The organism is Flavobacterium gawalongense (assembly GCF_007097265.1).
Classification (GTDB): Bacteria; Bacteroidota; Bacteroidia; order Flavobacteriales; family Flavobacteriaceae; genus Flavobacterium; species Flavobacterium gawalongense.
The window spans coordinates 182,778-196,732 of the sequence record NZ_VJZP01000002.1 but is presented as its reverse complement, the minus strand read 5'-3'; the positions used below and the strand labels follow the sequence as shown (position 1 = coordinate 196,732).

Genomic DNA, 13,955 nt, shown 5'->3' with positions numbered 1-13,955 from the left:
GGCAATGTATATACCACAGGTTATTTTACTGGAACAGTAGATTTTGACCCCAATGCTGGGGTTTCCAGCCTCACGTCTGCTGGTGGACAAGATATTTTTGTTTCAAAACTAGATGCAACAGGCAATCTGGTTTGGGCAAAAGCAATGGGGGGTATTAATACTGATATAGGGTATGGCATAAGTAGCGATGCTGCTGGCAATGTATATACCACAGGTTATTTTACTGGAACAGTAGATTTTGACCCCAATGCTGGGGTTTCCAGCCTCACGTCTGCTGGTGGACAAGATATTTTTGTTTCAAAACTAGATGCAACAGGCAATCTGGTTTGGGCAAAAGCAATGGGTGGTACTAGTTCTGATATTGGGTATGGCATAAGTACCGATGCTGTTGGAAATGTATATACCACAGGTTATTTTCAAGGAACAGTAGATTTTGACCCTAATGCAGGTGTTTCCAACCTCACGTCTGCTGGTTTTGCCGATGTTTTTGTTACAAAACTAGACGCGACAGGCAATCTGGTTTGGGCAAAAGCAATGGGGAGTACTGTTAGTGATATTGGGTTTGGCATAAGTACAGATGCTGTTGGCAATGTATATACCACAGGTTATTTTTCAGGAACAACAGATTTTGACCCTAACGTAGGGGTTTACTCACTCACGCCTGCAGGTAGTCAAGATATTTTTGTACATAAAATGGGTGCAATTCAAGGTGCCGCATTAAATTTTGATGGTGTAAATGATCAGGTAGTATTGCCATCATCACTACCGGCAACAGACGATTTAACTTATGAAGCTTGGATTTATCCCAAAAATTTGACAGGTTTTAGGTCTATTTTAAATCATACTGTATGGACTACCGGCAGTATTCATTTTCAATTACTAGAAGGGGTGTTGCATTTCGATTTTAACGGAAAAAACTATACTGCTGGATTTGATTTTGAAATAAATAATTGGTATCATGTTGCCGCAGTTTATTCGAAATCTAGTGCTTCTATAACTTTTTATGTGAATGGTAATTTAATAAACACAGTTGCTGTATCCAATCCTGTAACTATTCCTGCAGGAATGGCAATCGAAATGGGCGGATGGGCTAATAGCCGCTTTTTTGATGGACAAATAGACGAAGTTCGTATCTGGAATCGTGCTTTAACCCAGTGTGAAATTCAGAACAATATGGATGGTGAGCTATCAACAGGACAATCCGGTTTAGTGGCTTATTATAAATTCAATCAAGGTGCTGCTTCTGAAATTAATACGGATATAAATGAATTGACAGACTCAAGCGGAAATAGTAACACAGGTATGCTTATTAATTTTGAATTAAGTGGTACAACATCCAACTGGGTGTCTACTGGTGCCATTACAACTGGTTCGACAAGTTCAGCATTTAGTTTATTATCAGTAGTTACTCATCAAACTTTTTGTGAATCAGCAACAGTTGCTGGTTTGATTGCAACTGGAACAGGAATAAAATGGTACGATGTTTCAACTGATGGAATAGCATTGACAACTTCTACTTCACTAGCAACAGGTACTTATTATGTTACACAAACAACTAGTACTTGCGAAAGTCCAAGAACAGAAGTTGCCGTTACTGTAACTACAGCTCCCGTTATTAACAATTTGGTACCTGGTGGCAGAACTTTATGCGAAAAAACCAGTCCAACCCTTGCCACTATCAATGCTTTTGTAACTGGATCGGATTTGAAATGGTATGCCGACGCAACTGGAGGAACTCCCCTGGATTTGAGTGTTGCCATAGCACCCGTTAGTACAAATTTATCATATTATGTAAGTCAAACTGAAAACGGTTGCGAAAGTGCTAGGCTCAAATATGATGCTTTTGTTAATCCGTCACCATTGCCTATAGCTGTAGACCAAAGCTTTTGCGCTAGAACTACTCCAACAGTTGCCAATTTGGTAGCCACTGCTAATGGCGGAGGTAGCAATATCAAATGGTATCTTTCTGAAACTGACGTTGATCCTTTGCCTAGTGCAAGTGTATTAACAGAGCGTGATTACTATGTGGCTCAAACTGCTTATCCTTGTGGAGAAGGTCTCAGAAAAAAAATTACAGTTACGATCAAAGATACAGAAGAGACCAGTGTTAATGCCTGCAGAAGTTATACTTGGCCTTTGGATGGAAAAACTTACACGGAATCTTCCAATCCTAGTTTTGATGATGGGTGTATAACTCATTACTTAAATTTAAGTATTGTTCCTTTGCCTAAAGTGTTTTCTCAATTAAAACCCGATGGTTCAACAATTGCCGATATTGCAATTGTTCAAGGAGAATCAGTACAATGGTATGCCGATGCTATAGGTGGAGAACCTTTGTCAACTACCACTTTGCTCGAAACAAAAAACTATTATGTAAGCCAAACAAAAACCTTTACGGATACCAATAGTCAATGCGAAAGCGACAGGCTTGCTGTAAATATAATTGTAGGTGCTATGCCTGCAGGTTTTACTTTTATTCCAGACCCACGATTCGAACAAAAATTGATTGATTTGGGTTATGACGATGTAATTGATAACAAGGTTCTAACTGTGAATATTGCTAATGTTACCAGCTTATATCTTATAGGTGTTGGTATTCATGATTTAACAGGAATCAAAGGTTTTACAAGATTGGAAAGACTGACAATTGATAACAATCCTATTGCTGCATTAGACCTAAGTGGTAATGCTTCTTTAACGCAAATAAATGCTAACGGGAATCATATGACAACTTTGAACGTAACAGGATTGACGAGATTAGAGTTCTTAGATTGTAGTGATAATCCGATTACAGAATTGGATCTGAACGGCACTACAAATATGCAAGTGCTTATGTGCAGCGTAACCAAAATTTCCGCATTAAATGTATCAAAAATGCCTAATTTGTATAGTTTGACTTGTTTTCGAATACCAACATTATCTTGTATTACTGTTAATGACATCGATAAAGCCAATGATAATTCCAGAATTGGTAATTGGGATAAAGATAATTCGGCAGTTTATTCTTTGGGCACAACATCTACAACCACAGAATCTGCATGTGATAATTACACTTGGTCGGCAAACGGAAAAAATTATACATCAAGCGGGACTTATACATATGCAATCGGTTGCGATACACAAGTTTTAAATTTAACTATAAATAAAACACCCGTTTTAGATACTCCAGTAAATGTAGGCGCTTGTGGTTCTTATACTTTGCCAGCACTCACAGTCGGGAATTATTTCTCCGAGCCTAATGGTGGTGGTGTAGCTTTGTTTGCTGGAGAGGTATTTACCAGTGGATCTCGAACTATTTATGTATATGCGGAATCAAGTACTACCCCAAATTGTACTGCTGAAAATAGTTTTTCGGTTTCGATTATACCTCTTCCAATTGTTGATGCCCCGGCAGACGTAACCGCCTGTGGTTCTTATACATTGCCAACGCCTACAAATGGTGATTTTTATTCGGCACCAAACGGTATTGGTTATTTGGAACCAGGAACAGTAATAACGGAAACCCAAACAATATACGTGTGGGCAGAAACGAGACAAAACCCAAATTGTACCAATGAAAATAGTTTTGCGGTAACCATTAAACCTTTACCAGCTATAGTAATGCCGAGCAATTTGTATACCTATTGTACAGGATTAATAATTGAAAACATTTATGGTAGATCCGAAACTGTACATTATTACGATGCACAAAACGGAAACTCAGAAATAGATAAAACTGCCCCATTAATCGCTGGAACTTATTTTGTGTCTCAAACAATAAACGGTTGCGAAGGACCAAGAAGTGAGGTTCAAGTTGCCATAGCACAAAGACCTGCCGCACCAGTAATAAACCCAATAAGTTTATGTGGTAACACAACTATAGCAGATCTTGAAGCTGAATACCCAAATACCCAATGGATTACCGAATTGGGAGCTGATGCTCTTTCGTCTGACGTGGCTTTGTTGTTTGGTACAAACACTTATTATGTGAATACTTATGACAATAATTGCGAAAGTGATTATGTTCCTGTATCAATAACAATACATCCAGTTGCCGTTGCCGATGCTCCGGAAAACAATACTGTGTGTGGCTCTTATAGATTGCCTGCACTTACAGTCGGGAATTATTTTACAGGAGCAAATGGTGGCGGAACTGCCTTATTTGCTGGAGATGTAATAACTTCTTCACAGAAAATTTATGTTTATGCAGAATCAGGAACAATTCCAAATTGTACCAATGAAAATAGTTTTATTTTAACCGTTCTGCCAACTTCATCAAATACTACAACAATATCGGCTTGTGATAGTTATACTTGGCCTGTAAACGGAACGGCCTACACGGCAGGCGGAAACTATTCAGTTGTTACTGGTTGTCATACTGAAATTTTGGCATTGACAATTACGCCTAGCACAAGTAATACAACAACGGCTTCGGCCTGTGATAGTTATACTTGGTCAGTAAATGGAACAGCCTACACAGCAAGTGGGAACTATTCAGTTGTTACTGGTTGCCATACTGAAAATTTGGCATTGACAATTACACCAAGTACCGCCAATACGACAACAATTTCGGTTTGCGATAGTTATATTTGGTCAGTAAATGGAATAGCCTACACGGCAAGCGGAAACTATTCAGTTGTTACTGGTTGTCATACTGAAAATTTGGCATTGACAATTACACCAAGCACAAGCAATACAACAACAGCTTCGGCTTGCGATAGCTATACTTGGTCAGTAAACGGAACAGCCTACACGGCAAGTGGAAACTATTCAGTTGTTACTGGTTGTCATACTGAAAATTTGGCATTGACAATTACACCAAGTACCGCCAATACGACAACAATTTCGGTTTACGATAGTTATATTTGGTCAGTAAACGGAACAGCCTACACGGCAAGCGGAAACTATTCGGTTGTTACTGGTTGTCATACTGAAAATTTGGCATTGACAATTACACCTCAAATCCCAATTACTGTTACTGCAACAGCCTCTCAATCTAAAATATACGGAGAGAATAATCCTGTTTATACTTATACAGTTTCGCCAAGTTTGGTAAGTGGTGATTCATTTACTGGTGCTTTAACAAGAGTTGCTGGTGAAAATATTGGAAATTACACAATCAATGTAGGGACTCTTTCTGCCGGGAATAAGTATTTGATGACTTATGTATCGAAAGATTTTACCATCACGGCAAAACCGATAACAGTTACCGCTGATGCTTCGCAAACTAAAGTATATGGTGCTGTTGACCCAACTTTCACTTACGCCGTTTCTCCAAGTTTAGTAGGAAGCGATACATTTGCAGGAGCTTTAACAAGAGCGACTGGAGAGAATGCAGGAACTTATGCTATTACACAAGGAAGTTTGAGTGCTGGTTCTAATTATACGATTACTTATGTTAGTAAGGACTTTTCTATTGCAGCCAAGCCAATTACAGTTACGGCTACTGCTTCTCAGGCAAAAGTTTATGGTACTGTTGATCCTGTCTTTGCTTATACAGTTTCGCCAAGTTTAGTAGGAAGCGATACCTTTACAGGAGCTTTAACAAGAGTGACTGGAGAGAATATAGGGACTTATGCTATTACACAAGGAAGTTTGAGTGCAGGTTCAAATTATGCTATTACTTATGTTAGTAAAGACTTTGTTATTACAGCAAAACCTATTACAGTTACGGCTACTGCTTTGCAGACAAAAGTTTATGGTGCATCTAATCCTGTTTTTGCTTATACAGTTTCGCCAAGTTTAGTAAGTGGAGATTCATTTACTGGATCTTTAACAAGAGTGACTGGAGAGAATGTAGGAACTTATGCTATTACACAAGGAAGTTTGAGTGCAGGATCAAATTATACCATTACTTATGCTAGTAAAGACTTTACTATCACAGCCAAGTCAATTACAGTAACAGCTAATGCTTCACAGACAAAAGTATATGGTACTGTTAATCCTACTTTGACGTATTCATTTTTACCAAGTTTAGTAAGTGGAGATTCATTTACTGGATCTTTGACAAGAGTGACTGGAGAGAATGTAGGCACTTATGCTATTGCACAAGGCAGTTTAAGTGCGGGTTCAAATTACAGTATTACTTATATTGGTGATAACTTTATCATTACTAAGGCAGATCAGACAATTACTTGGGGCCAAACTTTGGGACAAGGTTGTGATGGAGAGACGACAGTTATTTTAACGGCTACTTCTAGTAGTGGTTTGCCTGTAAGTTATTCTTCTTCTAATAGTAATATTGCAACAATTTCAAATGGTTTATTAGTCGTCAAGAATTACGGTTCTGCAACTATTACTGCCTCACAAGGGGGCAATAATAATTATAATGCTGCTCCAGTAGTAGTGTTGCCAGTTGTAATCAGTCAACCAAATTTAATTAGAAAACACTTTGAAGATATTATCTTCTTTGACAATAGTTCTGAGAGTTTTAAATCCTATAGTTGGTATAAAAATGGAGTTTTAGTTCCAAGTCAAACTGCTCAATATTTTAAAGAAAGTGGAGCTTTAAATGGAACTTATTATGTAGTCGCAACAAAATTAGACGGAACATTAATTAATACTTGTCCATTAATTTTATCTCCAACAGTTGAAGAGGAATATATAAAAATTGTCCCTAATCCAGTTAAAACTAATTCAAGTTATGAACTTATTACAAATGTGTCTTCTTCAAGATTACAGAATGCGCATATTGAAGTATATAGCGTAGGTGGATTGTTAATCGAGAATAAAACTACTAGTGAAAACACGGTGACTTTAAAAGCTCCAATGGCTGAGGGTATTTATATTGTTAAAATGACTTTAGCAAATGGTAAATATTTTACAAAAAATCTTCTAGTTAAAAATTAAATAATTAAGAGTATGAAATCCTCATTTGGTATAAATGAGGATGGATTATTCTAATGCAAAAAAATATAAGTATGAAATTTAATATTAAAAACATAATAGGAACTTCAGTCTTTCTAATTTCTCAAGGAATGGCTGCTCAGTTTTATGTAGGTGTACAAACAGGAATAGGGAATATTCAAAGTGATGTTAAAGGAACAATAGCGGGTAATAGACTTGGTGGAGCATTAAAAGCGGGTTATGTCTATTCTTTAACAAATCATATCGGAATTGGGACTGGGGTGGAATTTTCTCAATATAAACAAGAAGTTTCTTTGAATAATTCGTCGGAAACTCTTACTAATTATGAGGTTGATCCTTCAAGTTCTGCATTTGTTTATAATGTTACGACAAGTAATTATAATGAAAAGCAAACACTTCATGCTATTCAAATTCCGCTTTTCTTGCAGTATAAAACGAATATTAATAAAGGAATTGATTTTAATTTTAGGGCAGGAGCTAAATACTTTTTGCCTGTAAATTATAAAATAAAAGCAACAGCAAATTATGTAAATGGTACTGCTTATTATCCAGATGTTAATTTGAATATTAATGATTTGCCAGAATATGGTTTTGGTGGTCATGATAATTATTCAGCTTCTGGTGAATATCAAACTAAGGGTACTGTGATGAGTATGTTTGAATTAGGTTTTACATTTGATATGGGAGTAAAGAATGCGTTATATGCAGCGATGTTTCTTGAAAATGGCTATGGTTCTATTCTCGACCAAGGAAAAGATGAATCTTATATAGGTTATAATCCAACCTCTATTGTAGATAGAAAAGCTAATGGATTGTATAGTACTGATAAAAACGCGAAAATTCGACCAGTAGCATTTGGTATAGCATTTGGATGGAATTTTAAATAAATCCGATTTTTTTTTAAAATTTATATTGAAGGTCTTGAGTAATAATCAAGACTTTTTTTTTGTTCATAACTTCCCTTTTCAGTCGCCTAAAAAAAACCTAAATTTGGAATTCATTTTTTGTGATTTATTATAAATTTAAAGTGTTTAAAACCAGTTAAATACACGGTCTGAATCTATAGGTTTAGGCCCCCTCTCCTTCAGGGAGGGCTGGGAGGGGATTTATGTACTTAATATTCGATACCGAAACCACAGGATTACCAAAGCGTTGGGGCGCTCCCATTTCAGATACGGATAACTGGCCGCGTTGTATTCAAATCGCCTGGCAGTTGCATGACGATATGGGAAAACTCGTGGAGCATCAGGATTATTTGGTCAAGCCCGAAGGTTTTAATATTCCTTATGATGCGGAACGAATTCACGGTATTTCTACGGAATTGGCTGAAGCCAATGGGATTTCGTTGGCAGAAGTTTTAGAAAAGTTCAATATGGCTTTAGGTAAAGCCAAATTTATTGTTGGTCAGAATTTAGGTTTTGATATCAATATCATGGGTTGCGAATTTTACAGGATGGGGGTTGAAAGCCAAATGAGTTCCATGCCTATTCTGGATACGTGTACTGAAGTTACCGCTTCCTTATTAAAATTGCCGGGTGGTCGAGGAGGGAAATTCAAATTACCTACGTTAACGGAATTACATAGTTATCTTTTTAATAAACCTTTTGCAGAAGCACATAACGCGACTGCCGATGTCGAGGCAACCACGCGTTGTTTTTTAGAATTAATTCGTCGCGATGTTTTTACAAAAGAAGAACTCGATGTAGAAATTGGCTATTTTAAAGACTTCCAAAATAAGAATCCAAGCGAGATTAAGCTTATTGGTTTAAAACATATCAATCTTAAGGAAGCTTCTGAAAAAATTCGGCAGCAGTTTGGAGAAAAACAAGCTCCGGCAGTTTCAAGAGAAGAGCTTTCTGAGAATAAAAAGGTGCTTATTGATACTGATTTCGTGCATTTGCACAATCATACGCAATTTTCGGTCTTGCAATCTACCATAAGTATTGCGGCATTAGTAAAAGCGGCGGCACAACAAAAAATGCCTGCGGTTGCCATGACGGATCATGCGAATTTGATGGGTGCTTTTCATTTTGTTCGCGATATTTTATACCATAATAAAGCCGCTGAAGCCAAGAATAAAACCGCTGTCGCAAATGGTGAAGAACCTACAGAAGTCCCGATGAAACCGATTGTAGGTTGCGAATTTTTTGTTTGTGAAGACCATAACAACAAGTCGGTAAAAGACAATGGGTACCAAATAGTGCTTTTGGCGAAGACCAAAAAAGGCTATCATAATTTGGCTAAAATGTCTTCCATCGCTTATACGGAAGGATTTTATTATGTTCCAAGAATCGACAGGAAAGTCATTCAGGAATTCAAAGAAGATATTATTGTTTTGTCTGGAAACTTGTATGGCGAAATCCCAAATAAGATTTTAAATATTGGTGAAAACCAAGCCGAAGATGCGTTGCTTTGGTGGAAAAATGAGTTCAAGGAAGATTTTTATATTGAGGTGATGCGTCACAATCAGGAAGATGAGAATCGGGTGAATGCGTCTTTGATTTCATTGGCAAGAAAGCATGATGTCAAGATTATAGCGACGAACAATACCTTTTATATAGACAAAGAAAATTCGAATGCACACGATATTTTGCTTTGTGTACGTGACGGTGAAAAACAAACTACGCCTATAGGTCGTGGTCGTGGGTATCGCTATGGATTGCCCAATCAGGAATACTATTTCAAGTCGGGAGACGAAATGAAACAGCTCTTCAATAATTTGCCTGAAGCGATTTCGAATATTTCGGAGATTGTGGATAAAATTGAAATTTTCGATTTGGCTCGTGAAGTTTTACTTCCAAAATTTGAGATTCCTGTTGAATTTAATAATCCCGAAGATGCAGTTGATGGCGGAGTACGAGGTGAAAATGCTTATTTAAGGCATTTGACTTTTGAAGGAGCTAATCGCCGTTACAAGGAAATTACACCTGAAATTCAAGAACGACTGGATTTTGAATTATTGACCATATCGAATTCCGGTTATCCGGGATATTTCCTGATTGTACAGGATTTAATTGCCGAAGCGAGAAGTATGGGAGTTTCAGTAGGTCCTGGTCGGGGATCCGCTGCGGGTTCAGTAGTGGCGTATTGTTTAAAAATCACCAACATTGACCCGTTAATGTACAACCTGCTTTTTGAGCGTTTCCTGAATCCGGATCGTGTGTCACTGCCCGATATTGATATCGATTTTGATGATGAGGGACGAAGCAGCGTAATGGATTATGTGATTCGAAAATACGGCTCGAAACAAGTGGCACAAATTATCACCTATGGTAAAATGGCAACGAAATCGGCGATTCGTGATACGGCTCGTGTTTTGGATTTACCTTTATTTGAAGCCGATAAAATTGCCAAATTGATTCCGGGCATGATGCCGTCTAAGTGGAATTTAGCACGTTTTTTGAATGAAAAAGAAGATATAATTAGGAAAGCGGTTCGTCCGGAAGAATACGATAAAATAAAAGAATTAATAGGTCTTGCTAATGAAAGCGATTTGGGTGGAGAAACCATTCAGCAAGCCAAAGTTTTAGAAGGAAATCTAAGAAATACTGGGATTCACGCTTGTGGAGTGATTATTACGCCAAGCGATATTACGAATTTTGTTCCTGTGGCTACTGCCAAAGATTCCGATTTGTATGTGACTCAATTTGACAACTCGGTAGTAGAAAGTGCCGGTTTGTTGAAGATGGACTTCTTGGGTTTGAAGACCCTAACCTTGATAAAAGATACCGTCAAATTAGTAAAATACAGAACGGGAATCGATCTCAATCCTGATGAATTCCCTATTGATGATTTAAAGACATACGAACTGTTTCAACGAGGAGAAACGGTGGGGATTTTTCAATATGAGAGTCCAGGAATGCAGAAATACATGAAGGAATTAAAGCCGACAGTATTTCCTGATTTGATTGCCATGAATGCATTGTATCGTCCGGGACCGATTGCCTATATCCCGAGTTTTATTAAACGGAAAAACGGGGAAGAGCCTATCGAATATGATTTGGATGACTGCGAAGAATTGCTGAAAGATACCTACGGAATTACCGTTTACCAAGAACAAGTAATGCTTTTGTCCCAAAAATTGGCAGATTTCTCCAAAGGGGATGCCGACGTTTTGCGTAAAGCGATGGGTAAGAAGATGATTGATGTTTTGGCAAAAATGGAACCAAAATTCATCTCGCAAGCTATGGCAAAAGGGCATGCTAAAGATAAATTAGAGAAAATTTGGAATGACTGGAAAGCTTTTGCGGAATACGCGTTTAATAAATCGCATTCCACTTGTTACGCTTGGATTGCGTATCAAACGGCCTATTTGAAAGCCAATTATCCTGCTGAATATATGGCTGCGGTTTTGTCTAATAACATGAGCGATATTAAACAGGTTTCTTTCTTTATGGAAGAGTGTAAGCGTATGGGATTACAGGTTTTGGGACCCGATGTGAATGAGTCGTTTTATAAATTCACTGTAAATGATGATTATGCGGTGCGTTTTGGGATGGGAGCAATTAAAGGAGTCGGCTCTGGTGCTGTGGCAACGATTGTAGAGAAAAGAAAAGACGGAAGATACAAGTCGATTTTCGATTTGACCAAGCGTATTGATTTGCGTGCAGCGAATAAAAAAGCATTGGAGAATCTGGCTTTAGCTGGGGGTTTTGATTCGTTTTTAGGAACAACAAGAGCACAATATTTTCATGATGATGGCGATGGAATTACCTTTTATGAAAAAGCGATTCGGTATGGATCGAAGTTTCAGGAGAATGAAAATTCATCGCAAGTAAGTTTGTTTGGCGATACCAGCGAAGTGCAAATCGCAGAACCTGTCGTGCCGCCTTGCGAGGATTGGAGTACGATGGAAAAACTCGCTAAAGAAAAAGAGGTTGTTGGGATTTACATCTCAGGACATCCGCTGGATGATTACAAATTTGAAATGAAATATTTTTGTAATGCCAAGCTGGAAGTGTTGAAAAACATGGAACTTCATGTCAGCAAAAGTCTGACTTTTGGAGGAATTATCAATAATGTGCAACACCGTGTGGCCAAGAATGGAAAAGGTTGGGGCATGTTTACATTAGAAGGGTATGACGAAAGTTATGAGTTTCGAATTTTTGGCGAAGAGTATTTAAAATTCCGCCATTTCTTTATTCAAAATAATTTTACCTTTATGAAAGTGATGGTAAAAGAAGGCTGGACAGACCGGGATACCGGTAAAAAAGGAGAGCCAAGATTGCAATTTGTGGAGGTAAAGCAATTGCAAGATGTGTTAGAAACCTTTGCTAAAAAATTAATTTTATTATTAAATATTAAGGATTTAGAAAATGATTTTATCCATAAATTAAGCCACCTTTTTCAAGAGAATAAAGGGGATAATACAGTGTCTTTTGAAATCATGGAATTGGAAAAAACGAAACGACTCGTTGCTGTTGCTCCTGTTGAAATAGAAAATGAAGAGGTAGCTTTTGTCGACGAAAATGAAGATTCTGAAATGGAAGCTCTCGAAATCCCAGAGACAAATTCCGAAGCAAAAGTAGAAGAAGTCGAAGAAATTAAGGTTGTAACCAAGTTGACTATGCCGAGCAGAAAATTGAAAATCAAAATCTCAAATGAATTGCTGGTGGAGTTAGAGAAAATGCAAATTAACTTTAAGTTGAATTAAGATTTAGCTAGTTTTTACCTTTGTCAAAGTTTGGAACTTTGACAAAGGTGTTCAAAGGTATTTGTGAAAAAGTTCCAAACTTTCACAAACTTTTTAAAGGTCAGAAAAATTAAAAAAATGGATATTAGAGTTCAAAATTTAGAACCCGATTGCTTTTATCACATTTATAATCGTGGAATTAACAGCAACAAAATTTTTGAAAATCAAGAAAACTATGTTTTTTTTCTAAAACAATTTTCAAAATATGTTTTAGGCATTTGTGATGTCTACGGATATTGTTTGATGCCGAATCATTTCCATTTTGTTTTAAAAATAAAATCTGAAAGTAAGATTAAAAGTTTTGCCAAAGTTCCAAACTTTGACAAAACTTTACAAAATCAAGGACTTCATTCTTTTAGTTCAATTGCAAGTAAGCAAATAAGTAAATTTATAAGTTCCTATAGTCAATCCTATAATAAAGTGAATAACCGTCACGGAGCATTATTAGAGTCGCCTTTTAAGCGTAAAAAAATTGAAACGGAAGAGTATTTAAGAAACCTGATGATTTATATTCATCAAAATCCAATCGAGCTAAAAATAGATTTCAAAACCTATAAATTTTCATCTTATGCTGCTATAGTTTCTAAAGCGGATACTAATATTATGAGAAGTGAAATTATTGAATTATTTGATGATTTAGATAATTTTATTTTTTGTCATGATAAGTTAAATGATTTTGAATTTTAATGACCTTTGTCAAAGTTTTGAACTTTGACAAAGGGTTCTGTTAGAATCAATTGGTTAAATTAGAGCACAAAGCCCTAGCCCAGATGGAAGCGGCATCCTTTCATTGCCTTCTTTAGGCAAGGAAAGATACAGCGTACAGCGGGAAATAGCTCCTGATTGCCACGTTCCTCGCAATGACTTAATGGCGAAAAATAGCAATTGACAATACACTTATAATCAAAACTAATTTATGAATGGTGTTTGATTAGTTTTTAATTTCTAAATTTGTACTCAGGTTTGAAACCTTAAACGTTTAAATAAAAAAATATGGCATTAGCAATAACAGACGCTACTTTTGATGAAGTGGTTTTGAAATCAGACAAACCGGTAATGGTGGATTTTTGGGCAGCATGGTGTGGGCCTTGTAGAATGGTTGGGCCAATCATTGACGAAATCAGCGAAGAATACGCTGGTAAAGTAGTAGTAGGAAAAGTTGATGTTGACGCAAATCAAGAATTTGCTGCAAAATACGGAGTGAGAAATATCCCAACAGTGTTGGTTTTTCATAACGGAGAAGTAGTAGGGAAACAAGTAGGAGTTGCTCCGAAACAAACCTACGCGGATAGTTTAGACGCTTTGTTGTAATCGGTAGATTAGATTTACATAGAATCTGTAAAGGATTCAGATGAAAGGTTTGGCGAAAGTCAAGCCTTTTTTTTATGGTGTTAAAATTGTATTTTCAAATCCCCCA

Annotated in this window: 4 protein-coding genes and 1 pseudogene; all 5 read left to right on the top strand. The window is 37.0% G+C overall.

The genetic code is table 11. From position 1 onward, the window contains the following. Positions 1-6,828, top strand: a pseudogene (locus FNW38_RS02525) (MBG domain-containing protein); the annotation flags it as partial. Between the two features lie 71 nt (positions 6,829-6,899). Next, the gene (locus FNW38_RS02520) at positions 6,900-7,733 is read left to right on the top strand and encodes an outer membrane beta-barrel protein (RefSeq protein WP_143387885.1); all 834 of its coding nucleotides are present in this window, start codon (positions 6,900-6,902) and stop codon (positions 7,731-7,733) included. A 221-nt stretch (positions 7,734-7,954) separates the two neighbouring features. Then, on the top strand, positions 7,955-12,499 hold the full coding sequence (dnaE, locus tag FNW38_RS02515) for a DNA polymerase III subunit alpha (protein ID WP_143387884.1): 4,545 nt from the start codon (positions 7,955-7,957) through the stop codon (positions 12,497-12,499). 117 nt (positions 12,500-12,616) lie between these two features. Then, a complete protein-coding gene (locus FNW38_RS02510; RefSeq protein WP_143387883.1) occupies positions 12,617-13,225 on the top strand; it encodes a transposase in 609 nt (202 codons plus the stop codon). A 306-nt stretch (positions 13,226-13,531) separates the two neighbouring features. Beyond that, positions 13,532-13,849 (top strand): thioredoxin, encoded by a 318-nt coding sequence (trxA, locus tag FNW38_RS02505; RefSeq protein ID WP_035668578.1) that lies wholly within the window; start codon positions 13,532-13,534, stop codon positions 13,847-13,849. The last annotated feature ends 106 nt before the right edge of the window (positions 13,850-13,955 follow it).